This is a genomic window from Streptomyces sp. NPDC049541 (assembly GCF_044465725.1).
Classification (GTDB): domain Bacteria; phylum Actinomycetota; class Actinomycetes; order Streptomycetales; family Streptomycetaceae; genus Streptomyces.
Genome location: NZ_JBITLY010000009.1, coordinates 277433 through 302053 on the forward strand (window position 1 = coordinate 277433; position 24621 = coordinate 302053).

The following is a 24621-nucleotide window of genomic DNA, read 5'->3' on the forward strand; positions in this document are numbered from 1 at the left end:
GGGGTCTCGGAATACGGGCGGCCGGTGTCACCCGGCCGCCCCAACACGTCGTTACGCCGACCGGTCGAGCGCGCGCAGCGACCGGTCCGTGATCGAACGGGCGCCCCGGCCGATCGCGATCGTGCCGGACTGGACGAGCTCCTTGATGCCGTACGGCTCCAGCATCTTCAGCATGGCGGACAGCTTGTCGCTGCTGCCGGTGGCCTCGATCGTGACGGCCTCCGGGGAGACGTCGACGGTCTTGGCGCGGAACAGCTGGACGATCTCGACGATCTGGGAGCGCGTCTCGTTGTCGGCGCGCACCTTCACCAGGACGAGTTCGCGCTGGACGGCCTGGGCCGGCTCCAGCTCGACGATCTTCAGCACGTTGACCAGCTTGTTGAGCTGTTTGGTCACCTGCTCGAGCGGCAGGTCCTCGACGTTCACCACGATGGTGATGCGGGAGATGTCGGGGTGCTCGGTGACGCCGACCGCGAGCGAGTCGATGTTGAAGCCGCGGCGGGAGAACAGGGCGGCGATCCGGGCCAGGATGCCCGGGGTGTTCTCCACCAGGACGGAGAGCGTGTGCTTGGACATGGTCGGGTTCCTTTACCTACGGCTCTCAGTCGTCTTCGTTGTCGCCGAAGTCGGGGCGGACGTCCCGGGCGGCCATGATCGTGTCGTTCGAGGTGCCGGCGGCGACCATCGGCCACACCATCGCGTCCTCATGGACGATGAAGTCGATGACGACGGGGCGGTCGTTGATGGAGTTCGCCTCTTCGATGACCTTGTCGAGGTCGGCCGGGTCCTCGCAGCGGATCGCGTAGCAGCCCATGGCCTCCGACAGCTTCACGAAGTCGGGAACCCGGGTGCCGGCGCTCGGCTGCTTGCCGTCCGCCTCCGGGCCGGAGTGCAGCACGGTGTTGGAGTAGCGCTGGTTGTAGAAGAGGGTCTGCCACTGGCGGACCATCCCGAGGGCGCCGTTGTTGATGATGGCGACCTTGATCGGGATGTTGTTCAGGGCGCAGGTGGTGAGCTCCTGATTGGTCATCTGGAAGCAGCCGTCGCCGTCGATCGCCCAGACCGTCTGGTCCGGGGCACCGGCCTTGGCGCCCATCGCGGCCGGGACCGCGTAACCCATCGTTCCGGCACCGCCCGAGTTCAGCCAGGTCGCGGGCTTCTCGTACCGGATGTAGTGCGCGGCCCACATCTGGTGCTGGCCCACACCCGCCGCGAAGATCGTGCCCTCCGGCGCGAGCTGCCCGATGCGCTCGATCACCTGCTGCGGCGACAGCTGGCCGTTCTCCGGGTGCTCGTAGCCCAGCGGGTAGGTCTCGCGCCAGCGGTTGAGGTCCTTCCACCAGGCGCTGTAGTCGCCCTGGTGGCCCTCGCTGTGCTCCTTCTGGACGGCCTGGATCAGGTCGGCGAGCACCTCGCGCGCGTCCCCGACGATCGGCACGTCCGCGGCGCGGTTCTTGCCGATCTCGGCGGGGTCGATGTCGGCGTGGACGATCTTGGCGTACGGGGCGAAGCTGTCCAGCTTGCCGGTGACGCGGTCGTCGAAGCGGGCTCCGAGGGCGACGATCAGGTCGGCCTTCTGCAGCGCGGTGACGGCGGTGACCGCACCGTGCATGCCCGGCATCCCCACGTGCAGCGGGTGGCTGTCGGGGAACGCGCCGAGCGCCATCAGGGTGGTGGTGACAGGCGCTCCGGTGAGCTCGGCGAGAACCTTGAGCTCGGCGGTGGCGTGTGCCTTGATGACACCGCCACCGACATAGAGGACGGGCCGCTTGGCGGAGGTGATGAGCTTCGCGGCCTCGCGGATCTGCTTGGCGTGCGGCTTGGTCACCGGGCGGTAGCCGGGCAGGTCCATGACCGGCGGCCAGGAGAAGGTCGTCTGCGCCTGCAGCGCGTCCTTCGCGATGTCGACCAGGACCGGGCCGGGCCGGCCGGTGGAGGCGATGTGGAAGGCCTGCGCGATCACCCGCGGAATGTCCTCCGCCTTGGTGACCAGGAAGTTGTGCTTGGTGATCGGCATGGTGATGCCGACGATGTCCGCCTCCTGGAAGGCGTCCGTGCCGATCGCCTTGGACGCGACCTGACCGGTGATCGCCACGAGCGGCACGGAGTCCATGTGCGCGTCGGCGATCGGGGTCACCAGGTTCGTGGCGCCCGGCCCCGAGGTGGCCATGCAGACGCCGACCTTGCCGGTGGCCTGCGCATAACCCGTCGCCGCGTGGCCGGCGCCCTGCTCGTGGCGGACCAGGACGTGGCGCACCCGCGTGGAGTCCATCATCGGGTCGTACGCGGGAAGGATCGCACCGCCGGGAATGCCGAATACCGTGTCGGCCCCGACTTCCTCGAGAGAGCGGATGAGGGACTTCGCACCCGTGACGTGCTCGGGTGCGGACTGCTGTCCTCCGGATCGGGGCCGCGGCTGCGGATGGGCCCCGGTGGCCTGCTCGGTCATCGTCAGTCTCTTCTCGATGCTGAGGGTTTTTGCGAGGTTTGTACGGTGTTCAAGCGCTGCATGACTGGTGCCTGTGCAACAAAAAACCCCTCGTGCCGTAAGGCAAGCGAGGGGAGCGCGCCGGGAGTAGTCGCTGGGAGTTCCGGGTCGGTCCGGACATCACCAGCTCAGCCGACGCGCTTTCCAAGTACGAGAATTCGGGTGCGCATGGCACAGACCCTCCCCCCGGCACGCACCACGTGTCAAGTGGGTGGGACGGGAGTCTCATTATGTGAGCGGAGTCCACTTCCGCCTCCCAGAACGGCGGGGACACCACTTGTGTACACCCCTGAGCCACCTCCCGCGAACGCGGGCTCGACAGGTCCGTGCGGCACCGGATAGTGGCCGGAAGCAAGCGCCCGGCGCACCCGGACCTCGTCCAGCGGACCGGAGAACGCCATGCCCTGCCCGTGCGTGCACCCCATCGCGCGCAGCGCCACGACCTGTTCGGGCAGGTCCACGCCGTCGGCCACGGACTGCAGCCCGAGGTCGGTCGCGATCCGCAGCAGCCCACTGGTGATCTTGTGTAGCCGCGCCGACTCGACGACGCCCTCGACCAGGCTGCGGTCGAGTTTCAGCACGTCGACGGGGAGTCTGCGCAGTGCCGTGATCGCCGCGTGGCCGCCGCCGAAGCCGTCCAGGGCGATCCGGATGCCGAGTCTGCGCAGGGCGGCCAGGCGTCGCTCCAGTTCGTCCAGGGAGACCCGGGGGTCAGTGTCGGACAGCTCGATCACCAGCGACCCGGAGGGCAGCCCGTGCCGGGTCAGCAGGGCCTCGATCGAGCCGAGCGGCATCGAACGGTCGAGCAGCCGGCGGGCGCTCATCGGGACCGCGACGGGCACCGACAGTCCGGTGCCGGTGCGCTCGGCGGCCTGTTCCACCGCCTCCTCCAGCATCCAGCGGCCGAGCTCGGCGGTCTTGTCGCTGTCCTCGGCGACCCGCAGGAACTCGGCCGGGGTGAACAGCACCCCTTGCGAGGACCGCCAGCGCGCCTGGGCCTCGAGGGACGTGATCCGGCCGTCCTCCAGACAGACCACGGGCTGGTGCAGCAGCGTGAACTCGCCGTCGTGCAGTGCGGCACGCAGCCGCGTGGCCAGCTCCGCCTTGCGTACGACGTCCTGCTGCATCTGCGGGGCGTACAGCTCGACGCGGCCCTTGCCGGCCGCCTTGGCGCGGTACATGGCGAGGTCGGCGTTGCGCAGCAGCTCGCCCGCGCCGAGGCCCGGCTCGGCGAAGGCGACACCGATGGAGGCCGCCACCCGGACATCGTTGCCGTCGATGAGATACGGCTGCGAGAGCGTGATCCTGAGGCGGTCGGCGAGCTCCAGGATGTGCCGTTCGCGCGCCGAGCGGTCCCGGGTGCCGTCCCCCGCGATCAGGGCCGCGAACTCGTCGCCGCCGAGCCGGGAGGCGGTGTCCCCGTGCCGTACCGCTTCCTGGAGTCTGCGGGCGGCCTGGACGAGCAGTTCGTCCCCGGCCTGGTGCCCGATCGTGTCGTTGACGGCCTTGAAGCCGTCGAGGTCGATGAAGAGGACGGCCGTGCCGCGCAGGGACACCCGGTCGGCGGCCCGGCGGCCGGACAGGGCCTGCTGGACGCGCTTGGTGAACAGGGCGCGGTTGGGCAGGTCGGTGAGCGGGTCGTGCTCGGCGTTGTGCTGCAGCTGTGCCTGCAGGCGCACTCTTTCGGTCACGTCCCGGCTGTTGAAGATGAGGCCGCCGTGGTGGCGGTTGACCGTGGACTCCACGTTGAGCCAGCCGCCGTCGCCGGACCGGAAGCGGCACTCGATGCGTGTGGTGGGTTCCTCGAGCGGGCTGGCGGCGAGGAAACGGCGCACCTCGTGCACCACGCAGCCCAGGTCCTCCGGGTGGATGAGATTGGCCAGTTCCGTACCCACGAGGTCCTCGGCGGGCCGTCCGTAGACCCCTGCGGCGGCCGGGGAGACGTAGCGGAGGATGCCGTTGGGCGCGGCGATCATGATGACGTCGCTGGAGCCCTGCACCAGGGAGCGGAAGTGGTTCTCCTTCTGGGCCAGCTCCTGGGTGAGGGTGATGTTGTCGAGCAGCATGATGCCCTGGCGCACCACGAGGGCGAGCACCACCGTGCCTCCGGTGAAGAGCACCACGCGGTCGACCCGGTGGCCGTTGAGGACGGTGTAGAGGATCCCGAGGGTGCACACGGCCGCGGCGAGATAGGGCGTGAGGGCGGCCAGGGAGCCGGCGATGGGCCGGGCGGCCGGGTACCGGCTGTGATCACCTCCCTGCGGTGCCGGGTGGTGCTGGTGCGCGCCGCCCCGCTGGCCCGGCACGTGTTCGTGCACCACGCGCGTGTGCCCGTCGAGCTCGCACCGGTCGGCCTCGGACTGCTGGCCCTGCCGGGGCGCGGCCCAGGGGGCGTACGCGAGGAGCAGGGAGCCGGCGAACCAGCCCGCGTCGAGCAACTGGCCCGAGTGGTAGCTGTTGTGCAGCAGCGGCGAGGTGAACAGGGCGTCGCACATCACCGTCAGCGCCAGTGCGCCGATGGCGGTGTTGACCGCCGTGCGGTTCACCGCCGAGCGCCTGAAGTGCAGGGCCAGCACCATGCTGACCAGGGCGATGTCCAGCAGCGGGTAGGCGAGCGAGAGCGCGGTGTGCGCGACGCTCGGCCCGTCGAACTTGGCCGCCTGGGCGAGCGCGAGGCTCCACGACAGCGTGAGCAGCGAGCCGCCGATCAGCCAGGCGTCGAGGGCGAGGCACACCCAGCCGGCCTTGGTCACCGGCCGCTTGGCGAGCACCAGGAGCCCCACGATCGCGGGCGGCGCGAAGCAGAGGAAGAACAGGTCGGCATAGCTGGGAGTGGGCACCTGCTCCCCCAGGACGACCTCGTACCACCCCCAGACCCCGTTGCCCAGGGCGGCCATGGCCGAGGAGAGGGCGAACAACAGCCAGGCGGGTCGAAAGCGGACACGGCGGCTACGGGCGTACAGGAACAGCGACACGGCGGCGGTACCGGCCGCGGCGCTCAGTCCGAAGTCACCCATGATCAGCGAGAGTTCGTCCGAACCCCAGCCGAACGCGGAACCGACGGCGTATCCCGCGCACACCAGAGCCAGAACGAGTTGGGGGACCAGACCGGGTCCGCGGCCGGCGGCCGGCGGACGGGGTACCAGCGTCCCCGGCGAAGGCTGTACCCGCACCGCTGCGGCGAGGGTGGTCGTGGGGGGCGGGGGCGAGCTCACCGGGCCCACCCGGTCCGCATCGTGCCCAGGTCCCGCGGCTCCCGGTGCGCTGGGTGCGCATGCCCCCGGCGGCTGTGCCTGCGGTGGTGATGGCTGTGACGGCAGCCGTGACTGCCGTGGTGACCGCGTCTGCGCGCGGCCGTACGCCAGAGTCGCCTCCGGCGGCCCCGTCGCGTCGGATCGCTCGCCCATAGGCCGTGCATCGCCCGTCGCCCCCCTCACAGTCTGAATTTCCGTCCCCGGCGCCGAACGGTGCGGCGCAGCCCCTGCTCGGGACGATACACCAGTCTCGTCACTCAGGGACATAGTTCCTCTACGCTCCGTGACGACCAGCAGGAATGTGTGCACGGACCGCGTCCGCAAGGTTGCGGAGGGTACCGGAAGCGGATTACGAGCCCGTTGCGCCCGTCGTGCGGGGCGCGCACGGGACGCTCAGGTCGTCGGGGTCACGCGCTGTTTGCGCCTGTCGTAAGGATCACGTTGCGCAGCGGCTCCCGGTTCACGAACCGGGTCAACTGGTCCACCAGCAGCCGCTTGGCGCGCGGCAGGAACGCCGATGTGGGGCCGCCGACATGGGGGCTGATCAGGACGCCGGGCGCGCGCCACAGGGGGTGTTCGCGGGGCAGCGGCTCCGGGTCCGTGACGTCGAGGGCCGCGGTGATGCGGCCGCTCTCCACTTCGGCGAGCAGGGCCTTGGTGTCGACGACGGGGCCGCGGGAGACGTTCACGAGCAGGGCGCCGTCCTTCATGCGCGCGAGGAAGTCGGCCCCGGCCAGGCCGCGGGTGGCCTCGGTGAGGGGCGTGACGAGGACGACGACATCCGCTTGGGGCAGCAGGGCGGGCAGATCGGTGAGCGGATGCACCGGGCCGCGCGCCGTGGTGCGCTCAGAGCGCGCGACGCGCGCCACCCGCGCCACCTCGAACGGCACGAGCCGGTCCTCGATGGCGGATCCGATCGACCCGTACCCGACGATGAGGACGTTCTTGTCGGCCAGCGCGGGCCGGAAGCCGCCGAGCCACTCCCCGCGGTCCTGGGCGCGCACGAAGTCGGGGACACCGCGCAGCGAGGCGAGGATCAGGGTGAGCGCGAGCTCCGCGGTGCTCGCCTCGTGCACCCCGCGCGCGTTGCACACCTGTACGCCGGGACGCAGATGCTTCAGCCCCGGCTCCAGGCTGTCGATGCCGGCCGACAGGGTCTGTACCACCTGCACGCCGCTCAACGCGCGCAGGGGACGTACGCCCACGTCACCGGGCTTCATATAGGGGACGACGTAGTAGACGCAGTCGGCGGGGTCCGCGGGGAAGTCGTCGGCGCCGTCCCAGAAACGGTAGTTGGGGCCTTCGGGAAGCCCCTCGATGGTGTCCGGCGGGATGGAAAGCCACACGTCAGCAGTCATGTCAGGAGGCTATGTCAGGTTCATGGGAGCGCAGAGGTTAGGTTGGGGGCCAGGAGAGGGAGGGTCACGAGCAGGTGGAGCGCAGGACGATCGGCGCGGGGGCACTCGCGGTGGGGGCCGTCGGACTCGGGTGCATGCCGATGAGCTGGGCGTACAGCGGGTCGCGGCAGCGGGGCGACGCGTCGCTCAGGGCGGTGCACCGGGCGCTGGACGCGGGCTCGACGCTTCTGGACACGGCCGACATGTACGGACCGTTCACCAACGAGCTGCTGGTGGGGCGGGTGTTGAAGGAGCGCCGCCAAGATGCCTTCGTGTCGACGAAGGTCGGCCTGCTGGTGGGCGAGCAGCACATCGTGGCCAACGGCCGCCCCGGCTATGTGAAGCGCGCCTGCGACGCTTCTTTGAGGCGTCTGCAGACGGATGTCATCGACCTCTACCAGCTGCACCGCGAGGACCCGGAGGTCCCGGTGGAGGAGACCTGGGGCGCGATGGCGGAGCTCGTCCAGGCCGGAAAGGTGAAGGCGTTGGGGTGGTGCGCGGTGGGCGCCCGCGGCGGCCGGCGCTCCGGCGGCCGACTGCACGACGCGACGATCAGGCAACTGCAGCGCGTCCAGCAGGTGTTCCCGGTGAGCGCGGTGGAGGCCGAGCTGTCGGTGTGGTCGCCGGAGGCGCTGGAGTCGCTGCTGCCGTGGTGCGAGGCGCGTGCCGTCGGCTTCCTGGCCGCGATGCCGCTCGGCAACGGCTTCCTGACCGGGACGCTCACCCCCGGCCAGGGCTTCGAACCGGACGACGTCCGCGCCCGCCATCCCCGTTTCACCGCGGAGATGATGGCCGCGAACCAGCCGATCGTGGCCGGCCTGCGCCGGGTCGCGGCCCGGCACGGCGCCGAGGTCACGCCCGCCCAGGTGGCCCTGGCTTGGGTCCTGGCCCAGGGACGGCACGTGGTCCCGGTCCCGGGCACCAAACACGAACACTGGGCGACGGAGAACGCGGCGTCCGCCGCCCTCCGGCTGACTCCGGAGGATCTGGCCGAGGTGGCGGCACTGCCCGGGGCACGGGGATCCTGGGACTAGAACCGGTGCAGAGGATCGGCCGGAAACCGTCCGGGACCGAAACAGGCGGGCTCCGCGGACACGAACGCCCGTCTCGACACCCCCACTGACCACCAGCGCAACGCGGCACCGCCGCTCCCACCGGGAGAACCCCGCCCGAGCCGCGGAACTGCCGGAGGCACGGGGATCCTGGGGCTGAGGGCTGTGGTCGTGAGGCCGAGAGCGGGCGCGTGGCCGCGGCGGCGGGGCTTCGGGATCCGTGGACCGGGAACCTGTGAGGCGTGGGCGGTGTAAGAGAAGGAGAAGCTGCCGCTGGACCGCCCGAAGGGACCAAGACCGTGCTACGACGAGCTGTGCCGGCCGTGCTGGCCACAACCGCGCTCCTGCTGACGGCGGGCTGTTCCTCCGGCGGAGGGTCCGGGGGAGGCGGTGACGGTACGTCGCCGGGCAGCACTGCCGCGCACTCGTCCCCGTCTCGGCAGGCCGCCGAACAGGCCCCGCCCGCCAAGGGCTCCGTCAAGGTGCTGCGCACGGTCGCCACAGGCCTGAAGACCCCGTGGGGCCTCGCCCGGCTGCCCGGCGGGGGCCTGCTCGTCTCCTCCCGGGACGAGGGGACGATCACGAAGGTCGACGAGAACACCGGCAGGAAGACCGAGCTGGGCAAGGTCTCCGGGGTCTCCCCCGCCGGAGAAGGCGGCCTCCTCGGCATCGCGCTCTCCCCGGACTTCGCCGCGGACCGCATGATCTACGCGTACTTCACCTCGGCCTCGGACAACCGCATCGTCCGCCTGCTGTACGACGCGAAGAAGCCGGCCGGCGAACAGCTGGGCGCCCCGGACACGATCTTCAAGGGCATCCCCAAGGGCTACATCCACAACGGCGGCCGCATCGCCTTCGGCCCGGACAGGATGCTGTACGCGGGCACGGGCGAGAGCGGAAACCGGGGCCTGGCCCAGGACAAGAAGTCGCTGGGCGGCAAGATCCTCCGGCTGACCCCGGAGGGCGACCCGGCTCCCGGCAACCCCTTCCCGCACTCCCCCGTCTACAGCTACGGTCACCGCAACGTTCAGGGCCTGGCCTGGGACCCCGAACAGCGCCTGTTCGCCTCGGAGTTCGGCCAGGACACCTGGGACGAGCTGAACGCGATCAAGCCGGGTGACAACTACGGCTGGCCGGACGCCGAGGGCAGGTCGTCCGACCCCGAGTACCACAACCCGCTGGCCCAGTGGCACACGGACGACGCCTCCCCCAGCGGCATCGCCTACGCGGAGGGCTCGATCTGGATGGCGGGTCTGAAGGGGCAGCGCCTGTGGCGCATCCCCCTGAAGGGCACGGCGGCCTCGGTCGATCCGCAGCCCTTCCTGGAGGGCAAGTACGGCCGGCTGCGGACCGTGGTCCCGGCCGGCGGCGACAAGCTGTGGCTGACGACGAGCAACACGGACGGGCGGGGAGACCCGAAGTCCGGCGACGACCGAATACTGGAGCTGCAGGTCGGCTGAGGAATCACTCCTCGGCAGCGTCCGTCCCGTCCTCCTGCCGGGGCGGCCGTACGACGACCTTCCCGGACTCGAGGTCTATCGGCCCGCGTCCGGGGTCGTTGTCGCCGACGTCCTCGCGGGTCAGTTCCAGCCGCTTCTTCTCGTCGCGGGTGTGTTTGCGGCCGGGTGCGAAGAGTTCCTCGAAGGCGTTGAACATCGCTGTCCCTTCAGCTGCTGAGTCATCCGGCGATCAGCCGGTCGCCGTCCCCCGGCGGGAAGAATCCCCGTCGATGCGCCACCGCCGCAGCCTCTCCTCTTCCTGAGACGCCGAGCTTGCCCAGAATGTTCGACACATGGACGCTCGCGGTCTTCGGGGAGATGAAGAGTTCCTCGGCTATCTGGCGGTTGGTGCGGCCGGCGGCGACCAGGCGCAGGACGTCGCGTTCCCGTCCGGTGAGGCCGAGTGCCTCCACCGGGTCGGCGGGCCGAGGGTCCGGGACGCGCTTCAGGGCGAGACGGGCCCGCTGGGCGAGCAGGGCGACGGCGTCGGCGAGGGGGCGGGCGCCGAGGTGGTCGGCCACCGCGTGAGCCAGGCGCAGCAGTTCGGTGGCGCGCTCGCGCTCGTCGTCGCCGCCCGAGGCGAGAAGGGCCTCGGCCAGCCGGTGGCGGACGCGGGCGAGGTCGTAGGGGCGGTCCAGGCATTCGAAACAGGTGACCACGTCCGACCAGGTGTCGGTGGTGTCGCGGCCCTCGGCACGGTCGAGTTCGGCGCGGACCCACTGCTCGTGGGCGAGCCAGATGGGGGTGTCGGTGGTGGTCTTCTTGACGGCCTCGCGGAGCCGTTCGAGGGCGTCGGCGCGGCCCTGCGCCGCCGCGGGCAGGTTCCGGGCGTCGGCCTCGGCGGTGGCGGCGGCCAGCAGCAGGGGCCAGCCGTAGCGCTGGGTGCCGGGCGGGATGTCGCCGACGAGGGCGCGGGCGAGTTCGGCCCGGGCGTCGAGGAGGCGGCCCTCGCCGGCGGCTACACCGATCTCGATGCGGGAGAGGGGCAGGGTGTGCTGAGGCATCGGATCGTGCGTGCCCAAGTAGCTTCGGGCCGCGGCGAGTTGGCGGGCGGCCTCGGACAGGTCGCCGCGGCCGAGGGCGACATGCGCGAGGCAGCTGGCGCCGCCGCCCCGGGGCTTGGCGCCGTGTCCCACGCGCAGCGCGCAGGCCGCCGCGTCGGCGGCCTCGTCCCAGCGGCCCAGCGAGTAGAGCGCCTCGGAGAGGTTGGTCCACACCCAGGCCTCGGAGTCCAGCTGCCCGAACTTCCTGGTGTAGACGAGGCCTTCCTGGAGGAGGGCAACGGCTTCCCGGGCGCGGCCGACCGCGTCCAGTTCGGAGGCCAGATTGACGTAGGCGCGACCGGCGACGTACGAGACGCCCTCCTCCAGGGCCCGGTCCTTGACCTCGTGCATCTCGGCGAGGCCCGCCTCGACGGAACCCGCGTCGACCATCAGACCGCCGTAGGTGAGGCGGGCGTTGAGTTCGATCTCGCGGGCGCCGACCATGCGCGCGTACTCGACGGCACGCTCGGCCGACGAGAGGGCCTCGGGGCCGGGTTCGTGGAGCATCGACCAGGCGGCGGCGGTGGAGAGCACCTCGGCGTGCACCTCGGAGGGCGGCAGGCCGCGGACCAGCTCCTGGGCGGTGCCGAGTTCCTTCCAGCCGTCGCCGCGGGCCAGGGCCTGCACGAGACGGGAGCGCTGCACCCAGAACCAGGCGGCGCGCAGGGGGTCGTCCTCGTCCTCCAGCAGATGCAGGGCCCGCTTGGTGATCTTCAGGGCGCGTTCGCGTTCTCCGGACAGCCGGCCGGCGACCGCGGCCTCGGCCATCAGGTCCAGATAGCGCAGGGGTGTGGTGGCCGGGTCGCAGCCGCAGGGCGGATAGACCTCGGTGTAGTCGATGGGGCGCAGCCGGTCCCGTACCTCCTCGGGGGCGGTGTCCCACAGCTCCATCGCCCGTTCCAGGAGCCGCAGTTGCTCGCTGTAGGCGTGGCGGCAGCGGGCCTCGACGGAGGCGTCCAGCACGGCGGGGAGGGCCTTGTCCGCGCTGTGGGCGTGGTACCAGTAGCTGGCCAGGCGCATGACACGCTGGTCGGCGGGGACGAGCCCCGGGTCGGCCTCCAGGGCCTCGGCGTAGCGGCGGTTGAGGCGGGAGCGCTCGCCGGGCAGCAGGTCGTCACTGACCGCCTCGCGGACCAGGGAGTGGCGGAAGCGGTAGCCGTCGCCGGCGGGCGTGGCCAGCAGGATGTTGGCGTTCACGGCGGCCCGCAGCGCCTCGATGAGGTCGTCCTCGGCGAGCTGGGCGACGGCGGCGAGCAGCGGGTACTCGACGGTGGAGCCGCCCTCGGCGACGATCCGGGCGACCCGCTGGGCGATCTCGGGCAGGCCCTCGACACGGACCAGGAGCAGATCGCGGAGGGAGTCGGTGAGGCCGGTGCCGCAGCCCTCGCTGGCGCAGACGGCGAGTTCCTCGACGAAGAAGGCGTTGCCGTCGGAGCGTTCGAAGATGTCGTCGACCTGGGTGGGGTCCGGTTCGGCGGCGAGGATGCCGGCGATCTGGCGGCCGACCTCCTCCCGGTTGAAGCGGCCGAGTTCGACGCGGCGGACGGTGCGCAGCCGGTCGAGTTCCGCGAGCAGGGGGCGCAGCGGGTGGCGGCGGTGGATGTCGTCGGCGCGGTAGGTGGCGAGGACGACCAGGCGGCCCGTGCGCAGGGTACGGAAGAGGTAGGCGAGGAGGTGGCGGGTGGAGGCGTCGGCCCAGTGCAGGTCCTCGAGGGCGACGACGACGGTCCGGTCGGCGGCGACGCGCTCCAGGACGCGGGCGGTGAGTTCGAAGAGGCGGGCCATGCCCTCCTCGTCGTGCCGCCCTCCGGAGGCTTCGCCCAGTTCGGGCAGGAGCCGGGTGAGTTCCTCCTCCTGGCCTGCGGCCGCGGCGGCGAGCTCGTCGGGCAGTTCGCGGCGCAGGGCGCGCAGGGCGGTGGAGAAGGGGGCGAAGGGCAAACCGTCGGCACCGATCTCGACACAGCCGCCGAGCGCGACGACGGCGCCCGAACGGCAGGCCGCGGTGGCGAACTCCTCGACCAGCCGGGTCTTGCCCACCCCGGCCTCGCCGCCGATCAGGAGGGCCTGGGGGGTGCCTGCGGCGGCCTGGGCGAGGGCGTCGTTCAGGATGTCGAGTTCTTCTGTTCGGCCGACGAACACGGGGCTTACGGACCTGGTCTCCACGACGCCGAGCATCGCATGAGGATCCGACAGCGGGGGAACGGTTTTCGTCCGGGGGCTGCTGCCCCCGGACTCCCGCTCCGGCCCCGGAGGGGCCTCGTCCTCAAGCGCCGGACCGGCTGGTTGCAACCGGCCGGCGCTTGTCGCGCTCACGCCGCGCGGGCGGAGCGAAGCCGGCGAAGCCCCCGGCTATGGCTTTCGTCCTCGGCGGCATGGCGGGTGGCCTCGTGGCGGGCGGCGCGGCGGCCGCGGACGACCTCGCGGGCCAGCCGCTCCTGCTCGGCCTGGCGGATCAGTTCGGCGGAGCGGAGCTGGGAGATCTCGTACTCGTACATGGTGTGTCCCTTGTGAGAGGCGGTTTTCGGGCTTCGCTTGCTGCGATGCCTCAACCTTCGTCTCCAAGGGGGGTGCGCCACATCGGGAGAGTTCCGCATCTTCGGGGGCGCCGGGGGCCTTAGATGTGAGTGAGGGGCCTCAGGAGCTCCGTAAGGTGCTTACGGACGCCCTAAGACCCCTCAGGACCTGCGGTGATGCGGTGGTGGTTCAGCGGGTGGACGGCAGGCCGAGCAGGAGGTCGGTGTACTTCAGGACGGCCAGCAGCAGGCCGATGACGCCGAGTGCGACACCGCCCCAGGCGACCGACTTGATCCAGACCGGCTGCGGCTTGCCGGGGGCGCCGAAGGCGGGCCGGGCGAGCACCACGACGCCGACGATCAGCGCGAGGAGCGCGAACACGCCGCCCCAGAACGCGGTGGCCTTCCAGGCGTCGCCGTAGCCCTCCTTGAGGAGCTTGGCGACATTGGAGGACTGCGCGGTCTGCGCGTGCATCTGGCCGATGAGCGACTGGCGGGCGGAGGCGACGGTGCCGACCCAGCTGCCGGTCAGCGAGACGACGCCGAGCGCGGCGGAGACGACGGCCCCGGCGCCCTGGCCGACGCCGGAGGGCTCCCGGTCGCCGCCGTCGCTCTCGACAAGGTCTGCCTCGGCGGTCGCCTCCTCGGGGGTCTCCTCGGCCGCGGTGGCGTCCACCGTCTCCTCGTCGTGCTTCACTTCGGCGGCCTCGGTCGTGCCGGCCTCGTCATCAGTCTTGGTGGTTCCCATACCTCGCACCGTACGGACGCTGTCTGAGAGGTCTCTTAATGATCGTCGAGGCGATCGTGGAGGCCCCTCCTTACGGATCTTCACTCATCGTTGTGTGCGGCACGCGCGCGTGCTGCGCGCCACTCCGGGGCGAGGATCGACCACACCTCGAGGTCGTGCCGCACCCCACCATAGGGGTGCGCCTGGCGCCGTACACCGTCGCGGGTCATTCCGAGGCGCCGGGCGACGTTCAGGCTGGGTACGTTCCCCGAGGCGGCGACCCACTCGATGCGGTGGATGCCGCGCTCCTCGACCGCCCATTCGACGAGCACCCGCATCGCCCGGGTGACCAGTCCACGGCCCGTTGCCGCGGGCTCCAGCCAGCAGCCGACCTCGGCGTTCTGGGTCTCCGCGTCGAAGTTCAGCGTGAGCACGCCACCCACGAGCCTTCCGTCCAGCCAGATGCCGTGGAGCGAGCCGGTGTCGGCGGCGCGCATGTCGGCGTAGCGCTGGAGCACCTGACGCGCGGAGGGCACGTCGACGGCCTTGGAGCCGAAGGCGATGAACTGTCCGATGAAGTCCCGGCCGCGCTCCAGATGCGCCAGGAACTCCTCGGCGTGCCACGGCTCCAGGGGACGCAGTTCGGCATCGTCACCCAGAGGTATCGCGTACATCCTCGTCCTGCCCCTTCGCCAGTACGTCCGCCACCTCGGCGTCCGTCGCGGCGGCCAGCCTCTCATGGGCCGCGCGGGCCTCGGGCGGTTCGATGCTGATGCGGGGCAGGCGCTGGTCGAGCCAGCGGGGCAGCCACCAGTTGGCGCCGCCGAGCAGGTGCATGAGGGCCGGTACCAGCAGGGTGCGCAGCACGAAGGCGTCGAGGGCGACCGCGGAGGCGAGCGCGATGCCGAACATGGCGATCACCCGGTCGCCGCTGAGCACGAAGGCGAGGAAGACCGAGATCATGATGACCGCGGCCGAGTTGATCACCCGACTGGTCTCGGCGAGCCCGACACGGACTGCGCGCCGGTTGTCGCCGGTCTCCAGCCACTCCTCGTACATCCGGCTGACCAGGAAGACCTGGTAGTCCATGGAGAGCCCGAAGAGGACGGACACCATGATCACGGGGAGGAAGGGCTCGATGGGACCCGCGCGGCCGAGGCCCAGCAGTTCGCTCCCCCACCCCCACTGGAAGATCGCGACGACGACGCCGAAGGCGGCGGCGACCGCGGCGACGTTCATCGCGGCGGCCTTCACGGGGATGCCGATGGACCGGAAGGCGAGCAGCAGGAGCAGACAGCCGAGGCCGATGACGACGCCCACGAACAGCGGCAGCTTGCCGACGATGACGGCGGCGAAGTCGTCGTAGCTCGCCGTCACACCGCCGACGTGCAGGTCGAGCGAGGTGCCGGTCTCGGCGCGCGGCAGCACCTCGGTGCGCAGCCGGTCGACCAGGTCGCTGGTCTTCTGCGACTGGGGTGCCGACTCGGGGACGATCGTGAAGTACGCGGTGTCGCCGCCGGTGTTGTAGGTCACCGGAGTCACCGACGCGACACCCTCGGTGGTGCGGATGGTGGCGTCGAGGTTGTCGAGGGCGAGCTTGTCCTCCGCGCCGTCCACGCGCGTCACCACGGTCAGCGGGCCGTTCACACCGGGCCCGAACCCGTCGGCGAGAAGGTCGTACGCCTGCCTGGTGGTGGATGTGCGCGGGTCGTTGCCCTGGTCGGAGGTGCCGAGATGGAGGGAGAGCGTGGGCAGCGCGAGGGCGGTCATGACGGCCAGCGCGACGATGCCGAGCACCTTGGGGTGGCGTTCCACGAAGGCCGACCACCGGTGGGCGAAGCCGGTCGGCAGCTCCGGCTGCGGCCCGTGCTCCTCCAGATGGCACCGCTCGCGCCGGCTCAGAGCGCGCGGGCCGATGAAGGACAGCAGGGCGGGCAGCAGGGTGACGGAGGCCGCGACCGTCAGGACGACCGTCAGACAGGCGGCGATCGCGACGCCGTTGAGGAAGCTCAGTCTGAGGATCAGCATGCCCAGCAGGGCGATGCAAACCGTGGCACCCGCGAAGACCACGGCGCGTCCCGTGGTCGCCACCGCGCCGGTGACCGCCTCGGTGACGGACAGCCCGCGTTTGAGTCCGCGTCGGTGTCTGGTGACGATGAACAGCGCGTAGTCGATTCCGACGCCGAGCCCGATCAGCATGCCGAGCATGGGCGCGAAGTCGGCGACGGTCATGGCGTGCCCCAGCAGCACGGTCGCGCCGTACGCGGTGCCGACGCTCACCAGCGCGGTCGCGATGGGCAGCATCGAGGCGGCGAGGGAGCCGAAGGCAAGGAACAGGACGGCGGCGGCGACGACCACGCCGACCACCTCGGCCAGGTGGCCGCCCGCGGACTCGGTGAGCCCTATGGCGCTGCCGCCGAGCTCCACCTGGAGGCCGTCGGCCCGGGCCGCCTCGGCCGTGCGCACGACGGCCTCGGCCTCAGGCTTCTTGATGTCCTCGGCCGGGTCGTCGAAGGTGATCGTGGCGTATGCGGTGTGCCCGTCGGCGCTGATCCGGCCCGCGCCCTGGCCGTCGTAGGGATGGGCGACGGACGCGATGCCCGGCAGGTCCGCGATCTTGTCCAGGGTCTCGGTCATCGTCTGTTCGACGTCGGCGGCGCGGACGGTGCCGGAAGTGGTGTGCCAGACAACGGTGTCGCTGTCGCCGCCGAACCCCGGGAAGCCGTCCTGCAGCAGCTGCATGGCCCGGCCGGACTCGGTCCCGGGAGCCTCGTAGTCGTTCGAGTACGCCGAGCCGGTGACGGCGGCCGCCGCGCTCACCCCGCCGAAGGCGAGGAGCCACAGCAGGACCGCGACGAGGCGGTGCCGAACACACCAACGTGCAAGGGCTGCCACGAACGTGCTCCCAGGTGGATTTGTGGATCTTTGACCGGGAACAGTCGTTCACAGGATGAACAGCCCGCAAAGAACGCATGAGCAATGCGAAGGCCACTCTTGCAGGCAGAAGTGATCGTTTACGCCATTCGTGGACTTATTCACACGAAATGGGAGCCAGATCACAGGACAGTAACGAGAACTCTGTCACCTCAGTCGAACTGGTCCCCCAAGGCCATCACCATCGCCCCGATGATCAGCAGCCACAGCGCCCGCCGGGTACGCCCCCGGGAGCCCAGCACCGCGGCCGACGCGCACACGAGGGCGCCGAGGGCGTAGGCGCACGGCACCAGCGCCGGAGCAGAGCCGGTGGCCCTCAGCACCGACGCGGCCAGCCCCGCGAGGGCCAGCAGCGCCCCGGTCCCGGCCGCCGTCCAACGGGCCCGCCGCGCGACCTCGGCGGAATCCGCGGGCTCCGGCATCTCGGAATCACCGCGTCCACTCATGGCGGGCGAGCGTGGCGCGTCCCGCTGGGAAACCGGGTGCGGGGCCTCCACGAGGGCTGCTAGCTTCCGCCCATCGACAGTCCCCGGCTCCTCGCCGACGACCGAAGCGGGTGCATTGTTTGAAGGTCCGACCGAGCTCCTACGCATCGACTTCCACTACGAAGATCACAAGGAGCCCGTTCACCGATGTCCGACACCAGGACCACGAACGACGACCTGACTGACCGCCTCACCCACCCCCGATGGGCCCGCAGCAACCGCTACGACGCCCGTTGGACCATCGAGAACCAGATGGGCCCGCACGCGCTGTGGCTGCTGGAGTGGCTGGCCCCCGCGCTCGGCCTGGAGGAGCTGCGCCCCGGCGCCCGCGTCCTCGACCTGGGCTGCGGCCGCGCGATGACGTCCGTCTTCCTCGCCAGGGAGTACGACGTCCAGGTCACCGCGGCCGACCTGTGGGTGAAGCCCGACGACAACGCCGTACGCATCGCCGAGGCGGGCGTCGCCGACCGTGTGCTGCCCGTGTACGCCGAGGCGCACGACCTGCCCTTCGGCCAGGGCACCTTCGACGCGATCGTGTCCGTCGACGCGTACCAGTACTTCGGCACCGACGACCTGTATCTGCCCACGCTGACCCGGCTGTTGAAGCCGGGCGGACGGATCGGGATCGTCGTACCGGCACTCCGGCAGGAACCGGAGGGCTACGAGCCGCCGGAGCACCTGAAGGAGTACTGGGAGAAGGACCCCGGCTTCTGGGCGTTCCACACCCCCGCGTGGTGGCGCCGCCTGTGGACCCGCAGCGGGGCCGTGGAGGTCGAGACGGCCGACTGGCTCGAGGACGGCTGGCGCGACTGGCTGCTGTGGAGCGAGGTGTGCGCCGAGGAGAGCTCCAGCGCGTTCATGGCGGACATGGCGCGCTGGTCCGTGGACCTCATGCACGCCGACGTCGAGCATCTGCTCGGCTTCGCACGGATCGTGGGGCGCCGGCGGTGAGCTGACATGACTGGGGGGCTGCGCCGGTACGCCGGCGCAGCCCCCTGGTCGCGTGCTCAGCCCTCGCTGACGCCCAGCTTCTGAAGGATCAGCTCCTTGACGCGGGCCGCGTCGGCCTGACCGCGAGTCGCCTTCATGACCGCGCCGACCAGGGCGCCGGCCGCGGCCACCTTGCCGCCGCGGATCTTGTCGGCGATGCCCGGGTTGCCGGCGATGGCCTCGTCGACCGCCGTGCCCAGCGCCGAGTCGTCGGAGACGACCTTCAGACCGCGCTTGTCGACGACCTCGTCCGGGGTGCCTTCGCCCGCGAGAACGCCCTCGATGACCTGGCGGGCCAGCTTGTCGTTCAGGTCACCGGAGTTGACCAGGGCGGTGACCCGGGCGACCTGCTCCGGCGTGATCGCCAGCTCGTCGAGCGAGACGCCCGACTCGTTGGCGCTGCGCGCCAGCTCACCCATCCACCACTTGCGGGCGGAGGCCGCGTCGGCACCGGCGTCGATCGTCGCGACGATCGGGTCCAGCGCTCCGGCGTTGAGGATCGCCTGCATGTCGGTGGCGGAGATGCCCCACTCGGCGAGCAGCCGGGTACGGCGGGCCAGCGGCAGCTCGGGCAGCGCCGCCCGGATCTCCTCGACCCACTCGCGCGAGGGGGCCACCGGCACCAGGTCCGGCTCGGGGAAGTACCGGTAGTCCTCGGCCTCTTCCTTCACCCGGCCCGAGGTCGTCGACCCGGTGTCCTCGTGGAAGTGGCGGGTCTCCTGGACGATCGTGCCGCCGCTGTTCAGCACGGCCGCGTGCCGCTGGATCTCGAAACGGGCCGCACGCTCCACGGACCGCAGCGAGTTGACGTTCTTCGTCTCGGAGCGCGTGCCGAACTTCTCGCTGCCCTTGGGCATCAGCGAGAGGTTCACGTCGCAGCGCATCTGCCCCATTTCCATCCGGGCTTCCGACACCCCGAGCGCCTTGATGACCTCGCGCAGCTCACGGACGTACGCCTTGGCCACCTCGGGGGCGCGGTCGCCCGCGCCGACGATCGGCTTGGTGACGATCTCGATGAGCGGGATGCCGGCCCGGTTGTAGTCGAGCAGCGAGTGCGAGGCGCCATGGATACGGCCCGTCGCGCCGCCCACGTGGGTCGACTTGCCGGTGTCCTCCTCCATGTGGGCGCGCTCGATCTCCACGCGGAAGGTCTCGCCGTCCTCCAGCTGTACGTCGAGGTAGCCGTTGAAGGCGATCGGCTCGTCGTACTGGGAGGTCTGGAAGTTCTTCGGCATGTCCGGATAGAAGTAGTTCTTCCGGGCGAAGCGGCACCACTCGGCGATCTCGCAGTTCAGCGCGAGACCGATCTTGATGGCCGACTCGACGCCGGTCGCGTTGACGACCGGGAGCGAGCCGGGCAGGCCGAGGCAGGTGGGGCAGGTCTGCGTGTTGGCGTCCTGACCGAGTTCGGTCGAACAGCCGCAGAACATCTTGGTCTTGGTGCCGAGTTCGACATGGACCTCGAGGCCCATGACGGGGTCGTACGACGCGAGAGCGTCCTCGTACGACTCCAGGTCGGTCGTGGTGGTCACGGTGAAACTTCCCTCTCAGCCCAGCAGGACGTCGTCGTCGCCCAGCCGCTTCAGCTCGCGGTACAGGACGGCGAGACCGGTGACGATCCCGACGGCGGCCACGGTCGCGTCGATCAGCCGCAGCGTGTCCTGCTCGGAACGTGCCTTCTTGATCCGCTTGGCGACACCCAGCGCGCCGAAGGCGGTGGTGGCGATGGACACGTACGTACCGGACTTGGACTTCTTGAAGTCCTTGGCCTTGGTCAGTGTCTTGGTCACAGCGACGGAGCCTCCTCGAGGAGCGGGTGCCCCCACCTTTCCACGAAGGCGGCCTCGACGGCTGCGCCGACCTTGTAAAGACGGTCGTCCTTCAGCGCCGGGGCGATGATCTGCAGACCGACCGGGAGGTTGTCCTCCGGGGCCAGGCCGCAGGGCAGCGACATGGCCGCGTTGCCCGCGAGGTTCGTGGGGATGGTGCACAGGTCCGCCAGGTACATCGCCATCGGGTCGTCGGCGCGCTCGCCGATCGGGAAGGCGGTGGTCGGGGTGGTCGGCGAGACGATGACGTCGACCTGCTCGAAGGCCTTCTCGAAGTCGCGCGTGATGAGCGTGCGGACCTTCTGGGCGGAGCCGTAGTAGGCGTCGTAGTAGCCGCTGGAGAGGGCGTACGTGCCGAGCATGATGCGGCGCTTCACCTCGGGGCCGAAGCCCTCGGCGCGGGTGAGGGAGGTGACCTCCTCGGCGGAGTGCGTGCCGTCGTCGCCGGTCCGCAGGCCGTACCGCAGGCCGTCGAAACGCGCGAGGTTCGAGGAGCACTCGCTCGGCGCGATCAGGTAGTACGCCGACAGCGCGAGGTCGAAGGACGGGCAGTCCAGCTCGACGATCTCGGCGCCCAGTTCCTTCAGCAGCGCGACGGACTCGTCGAACCGCTGGATGACGCCGGCCTGGTAGCCCTCGCCGCGGAACTGCTTGACGACGCCGACGCGCATGCCCTCGACGCTGCCGTTGCGTGCGGCCTCGACGACCGGCGGGACGGGGGCGTCGATGGACGTCGAGTCGAGCGGGTCGTGCCCGGCGATGACCTCGTGCAGCAGCGCCGCGTCCAGGACCGTACGGGCGCAGGGCCCGCCCTGGTCGAGGGAGGAGGAGAAGGCGACCATGCCGTAGCGGGAGACCGCCCCGTACGTCGGCTTCACGCCGACCGTGCCGGTGACGGCGGCCGGCTGGCGGATGGAGCCGCCGGTGTCGGTGCCGATGGCGAGGGGCGCCTGGAAGGAGGCGAGCGCGGCGGAGGAGCCGCCGCCGGAGCCGCCGGGGATGCGGGTGAGGTCCCACGGGTTTCCGGTGGGTCCGAAGGCGCTGTTCTCCGTCGACGACCCCATGGCGAACTCGTCCATGTTGGTCTTGCCGAGGATGACGACGTCGGCGGCCTTCAGCTTCTTGGTGAGGGTCGCGTCGTACGGCGGGATCCAGCCCTCGAGGATCTTCGAACCGACGGTCGTCGGGATGCCCTCGGTGGTGAAGATGTCCTTGAGCGCGAGCGGCACACCGGCGAGCGGGCCGAGCTTCTCGCCCCGCTCCCGCTTCTCGTCGACGGCCCGGGCCTGGGCCAGGGCACCCTCGCGGTCGACGTGCAGGAAGGCGTGCACCTTCTCGTCGACGGCCTCGATACGGGCCAGGTGGGCCTCGGCGACCTGGACGGCCGTGAGCTCGCCGGAGGCGATCCTCGCGGCGGTCTCGGCGGCCGTGAGCTTGATGATGTTGACGTTGTCCGTCATGGCGGTTAGTCCTCCCCCAGGATCTGCGGCACCTTGAAACGCTGCTGCTCCTGGGCCGGGGCGCCGGAGAGCGCCTGCTCGGGGGTGAGCGAGGGACGGACCTCGTCCTTGCGCATGACGTTCGTCAGCGGGAGCGGGTGCGAGGTCGGCGGTACGTCTTGGTCGGCGACCTCGCTGACGCGAGCCACCGCGCCGATGATGTCGTCCAGCTGTCCCGCGAAGTGTTCGAGCTCTTCGGGCTTCAGCTCCAGACGCGCCAGCCGGGCGAGGTGGGCGACCTCCTCGCGCGTGATGCCAGGCATGCAGCGTTCCTCTGGGGTGAGTGTGTGTGGTTCGGGGCTGGGGGCTGGCGTCACATTTCCGTCGTCCGCCCGAAGGGCGGGCCGCGCGGCGTCTGGTGCGTGCGATCGCAAGGCGCCGGAGCGCCCTCGTGGCGGAGCCACGTGGGCGATTCGGCAACGCGGCGAGCGTGCGTGCCAGGCGTCGCGCGGCAGGCGGAAATGTGACGCCAGTCCCCAATCCTATGGGGCGGGAGCCGGGGACCGTGAAACGGTTTCCCGGACACTACGCCCAAGGGGCCGTCGGGGGTCAACGGCGCCCGTCCCAGGCCTCGGCCCCCGCTTCCCACCGACCCGCACGGGTGGGCCGGTGGGGAACTACTCGTCGGTGGCCGCGGCCGGCAGGGCCGCGCGCGGTCGCTGCCAGCCCCGCGAGCCCCGCGCCCGCAGCCATGCCGTCGTCTCCTCCGCCGGCATCGCGGCCGCGACCAGCCAGCCCTGTACGGCGTCGCAGCCGAGGTCGCGCAGCCGCTCCCAGGTCTCGTCGTCCTCGACGCCCTCCGCGACGACCAGCAGGCCGAGGGAATGGGCGAGGTCGACCGTGCAGCGGACGATCTCCGCGTCCTCCGCGTCGACGGCGAGGCGGGCCACGAAGGAACGGTCGATCTTCAGCTCGCTCACCGGCAGCCGCCGCAGGTGCACCAGGGAGGAGTAGCCGGTGCCGAAGTCGTCCAGTGACATCTTCACGCCGTGACCGGTGAGGCCAGCCAGTGTGTCGGCGGCGCGCTGCGGATCCTCCAGCAGGACGTGTTCCGTTATCTCCAGTTGGAGCGCTCCCGCCGGGACTCCGTGCCGGGCCAGCCGGGCGGCGACGGAGCCCGCGAAGCCGGGGGTGTGGACGTCACGCGGTGAGACGTTGACCGCGACCGGCACGTGCAGGCCCTGGGCCCGCCACCGGGCCACCTGCGCCAGCGCCGTCTCCAGGACGTACTCCGTGAGATGGGGCATCAGCCCCGAGGACTCGGCGATCGCTATGAACTCGTCCGGCGGCACCTTCCCGCGCTCGGGATGCACCCATCGGACCAGGGCTTCCAGGCCCGCGACCTGTCCGTCGAAGCGGACCTTGGGCTGGTAGTGGAGCTGCACCTCGTGCGCGTCCAGCGCCCGGCGCAGATCGCCGAGCAGGCCCAGCCGGTCCGGTGTGTTGGAGTCCCGCTTGGACTCGTACACCTCGACGCCCGTACGGTCCCGCTTCGCCTGGTACATCGCCACGTCCGCCCGGCGCAGCAGCCCCTCGGCATCGAGCGCGTGGTCCGGGAAGACGGCGACACCCGCGCTGGCCTCCAGCACGAGGGTGAGCCCGTCGAGGTCGAGCGGGGAGCTGAGCGCGGCGACCAGGCTCCGGGCGACCCGGGTCGCGGAGGTCGTGGAGTCGGCGACGGGGAGTAAAACGGCGAACTCGTCACCGCCGAGCCGCGCGGCCTCCGCTCCGCGGGGCAGGGCGAGGCGCAGCCGGTCGGCTATCTGCAGGAGCAGCCGGTCACCGGCGAGGTGCCCCAGGGTGTCGTTGACCGAGCGGAAGCGGTCCAGGTCGATCAGCATCAGGGCGGCGCGGGCGCCGATGCGTTCGGCGTCGTCCAGCGCGGTCCAGATGCGCTCGAGGAGCCACTGCCGGTTGGGCAGCCCGGTCAGCGGGTCGCGCAGCTGCTCCTCGGCCCGGGCCCGGGCTATCCACAGGGTGGAGTCGAGGGCGATCAGCGGGATGGCGAACAGCGGCAGCAGCACCGGCTGGGCGACGGCGACCACGCAGACCAGCGGGGCGATGCCGAGCAGCGCGACCGCGACCAGGCCCTGTCTGACCAGGGCGGTGCGGGCGACGGTGGGCAGTCCGCCGTGGCGCGGGGCGTGCAGGTACCACAGGAGGGTGCGGGTGACCAGGAGGTAGGCGACGGCGACCAGCATCACCTCGGGCGCGGTGCTGACGGTCCAGGTGTCGGGGTTCCAGGGTTTCTCCACGGACGGCACGCGCCCGAAGGCGCCCAGCACCAGGGCTCCGGCTCCGATGCCGAGGATGTCCACCGAGCCGTGCAGCACGCCCTGGCGCCAGCGGTTGCGCCGGGCTATGCCGACCAGCACCACCACGGTGAGGCTGACCATTCCGGCGGGCACCCAGCCGTAGAGCAGCAGGACGGCGAGGGTGAGGGCGGCGCCCGAGCCGGTGCCGCCCCACCAGCGGGAGCGGCCGAGCATGACCAGGTGGCCGACGATGATGCCGGTCAGCACGGCGAAGGACCAGCCGACGGTGCCGGCCGGGAAGAGCGCGTGGGTCCCGGTGAAGCCGCGGTAGAAGCCGGCGCCGAGGACGAAGGCCGCCGCCGCGACGACCGCGGCGGGCAGTGCGGGCCAGGACATGTGCCGTTCGTGTTCGGGATCCGCCAGTCCGGGAGGGTGGTCGGCGGTGAGGTGCGGGGCGCGCCCGTCCGTCACGGTGTACTGTCCGGTGGCGCGCCCCTCCACACCCGGACGCTCCGAAGGCCGCCCGGCCCACCGGCTCGCCCGCCATGCGCCGGTGACCCGGCGCAGGCGCAGCCGTGAGTCAGGGGCGGCGCTCTCGGTCGGTTCCATTCCCGTCCCTCTCACAGCCGGCGGTGCCCACGCCACACGGCCCGTTG

General features: G+C 71.1%; 19 protein-coding genes. 3 read left to right on the forward strand and 16 right to left on the reverse strand.

What is annotated here, in order from left to right:
• Positions 1 to 51: 51 nt before the first annotated feature.
• The 4 genes from ilvN to ACIBW9_RS31275 form a co-directional block, all read right to left on the reverse strand.
• Positions 52 to 576 (reverse strand): acetolactate synthase small subunit, encoded by a 525-nt coding sequence (ilvN, locus tag ACIBW9_RS31260; protein ID WP_059128941.1) that lies wholly within the window; start codon positions 574 to 576, stop codon positions 52 to 54.
• Positions 577 to 601: 25 nt separating this feature from the next.
• A complete protein-coding gene (locus ACIBW9_RS31265; RefSeq protein WP_398960470.1) occupies positions 602 to 2455 on the reverse strand; it encodes an acetolactate synthase large subunit in 1854 nt (617 codons plus the stop codon).
• Positions 2456 to 2691: 236 nt separating this feature from the next.
• Entirely contained in the window at positions 2692 to 5703 is a 3012-nt protein-coding gene (locus tag ACIBW9_RS31270) for a putative bifunctional diguanylate cyclase/phosphodiesterase (protein ID WP_398960376.1), read from the reverse strand.
• Positions 5704 to 6149: 446 nt separating this feature from the next.
• A complete protein-coding gene (locus ACIBW9_RS31275) occupies positions 6150 to 7100 on the reverse strand; it encodes a 2-hydroxyacid dehydrogenase (protein WP_398960377.1) in 951 nt (316 codons plus the stop codon).
• Between the two features lie 74 nt (positions 7101 to 7174).
• Here ACIBW9_RS31275 and ACIBW9_RS31280 point away from each other — a divergent pair, with 74 nt between their 5' ends.
• Together ACIBW9_RS31280 and ACIBW9_RS31285 are read left to right on the forward strand one after the other, a co-directional pair.
• The gene (locus ACIBW9_RS31280) at positions 7175 to 8173 is read left to right on the forward strand and encodes an aldo/keto reductase (RefSeq protein ID WP_398960378.1); all 999 of its coding nucleotides are present in this window, start codon (positions 7175 to 7177) and stop codon (positions 8171 to 8173) included.
• 332 nt (positions 8174 to 8505) lie between these two features.
• Entirely contained in the window at positions 8506 to 9651 is a 1146-nt protein-coding gene (locus ACIBW9_RS31285) for a PQQ-dependent sugar dehydrogenase (protein ID WP_398960471.1), read from the forward strand.
• A gap of 4 nt (positions 9652 to 9655) precedes the next feature.
• Here the strand turns inward: ACIBW9_RS31285 and ACIBW9_RS31290 are convergent, their stop codons facing one another.
• The 7 genes from ACIBW9_RS31290 to ACIBW9_RS31320 all read right to left on the reverse strand — a co-directional run bounded on the left by ACIBW9_RS31290 (position 9656) and on the right by ACIBW9_RS31320 (position 17353).
• On the reverse strand, positions 9656 to 9847 hold the full coding sequence (locus ACIBW9_RS31290) for a DUF6191 domain-containing protein (protein WP_398960379.1): 192 nt from the start codon (positions 9845 to 9847) through the stop codon (positions 9656 to 9658).
• 22 nt (positions 9848 to 9869) lie between these two features.
• Positions 9870 to 12908, reverse strand: a complete 3039-nt coding sequence (locus tag ACIBW9_RS31295; RefSeq protein WP_398960380.1) for an AAA family ATPase — start codon at positions 12906 to 12908, stop codon at positions 9870 to 9872.
• A 134-nt stretch (positions 12909 to 13042) separates the two neighbouring features.
• On the reverse strand, positions 13043 to 13228 hold the full coding sequence (locus tag ACIBW9_RS31300; protein ID WP_398960381.1) for a hypothetical protein: 186 nt from the start codon (positions 13226 to 13228) through the stop codon (positions 13043 to 13045).
• 208 nt (positions 13229 to 13436) lie between these two features.
• A complete protein-coding gene (locus tag ACIBW9_RS31305; protein ID WP_398960382.1) occupies positions 13437 to 13994 on the reverse strand; it encodes a hypothetical protein in 558 nt (185 codons plus the stop codon).
• A gap of 80 nt (positions 13995 to 14074) precedes the next feature.
• Entirely contained in the window at positions 14075 to 14647 is a 573-nt protein-coding gene (locus ACIBW9_RS31310; protein ID WP_398960383.1) for a GNAT family N-acetyltransferase, read from the reverse strand.
• Positions 14625 to 16868, reverse strand: a complete 2244-nt coding sequence (locus ACIBW9_RS31315; protein WP_398960384.1) for an MMPL family transporter — start codon at positions 16866 to 16868, stop codon at positions 14625 to 14627. The genes ACIBW9_RS31310 and ACIBW9_RS31315 overlap by 23 nt, the downstream gene beginning before the upstream one ends.
• Positions 16869 to 17059: 191 nt before the next feature.
• Positions 17060 to 17353: a hypothetical protein gene (locus ACIBW9_RS31320; RefSeq protein WP_398960385.1), complete on the reverse strand. Its 294-nt coding sequence runs from the start codon at positions 17351 to 17353 to the stop codon at positions 17060 to 17062.
• A gap of 186 nt (positions 17354 to 17539) precedes the next feature.
• Here ACIBW9_RS31320 and ACIBW9_RS31325 point away from each other — a divergent pair, with 186 nt between their 5' ends.
• Complete coding sequence (locus tag ACIBW9_RS31325) at positions 17540 to 18343, forward strand: methyltransferase domain-containing protein (protein WP_398960386.1); 804 nt, start codon at positions 17540 to 17542, stop codon at positions 18341 to 18343.
• 56 nt (positions 18344 to 18399) lie between these two features.
• On the opposite strand, the gene gatB is transcribed toward ACIBW9_RS31325, so the two are convergent.
• The 5 genes from gatB to ACIBW9_RS31350 form a co-directional block, all read right to left on the reverse strand.
• On the reverse strand, positions 18400 to 19914 hold the full coding sequence (gatB, locus tag ACIBW9_RS31330) for an Asp-tRNA(Asn)/Glu-tRNA(Gln) amidotransferase subunit GatB (protein WP_344404938.1): 1515 nt from the start codon (positions 19912 to 19914) through the stop codon (positions 18400 to 18402).
• A gap of 15 nt (positions 19915 to 19929) precedes the next feature.
• Positions 19930 to 20172, reverse strand: coding sequence for a hypothetical protein (locus ACIBW9_RS31335; protein WP_344404939.1), 243 nt, complete (start codon positions 20170 to 20172; stop codon positions 19930 to 19932).
• Positions 20169 to 21671 (reverse strand): Asp-tRNA(Asn)/Glu-tRNA(Gln) amidotransferase subunit GatA, encoded by a 1503-nt coding sequence (gene gatA / locus ACIBW9_RS31340; protein WP_398960387.1) that lies wholly within the window; start codon positions 21669 to 21671, stop codon positions 20169 to 20171. The genes ACIBW9_RS31335 and gatA overlap by 4 nt, the downstream gene beginning before the upstream one ends.
• A gap of 5 nt (positions 21672 to 21676) precedes the next feature.
• Positions 21677 to 21973, reverse strand: coding sequence for an Asp-tRNA(Asn)/Glu-tRNA(Gln) amidotransferase subunit GatC (gatC, locus tag ACIBW9_RS31345; protein ID WP_030851400.1), 297 nt, complete (start codon positions 21971 to 21973; stop codon positions 21677 to 21679).
• 354 nt (positions 21974 to 22327) lie between these two features.
• Entirely contained in the window at positions 22328 to 24574 is a 2247-nt protein-coding gene (locus tag ACIBW9_RS31350) for a putative bifunctional diguanylate cyclase/phosphodiesterase (protein WP_398960388.1), read from the reverse strand.
• Positions 24575 to 24621: the final 47 nt, after the last annotated feature.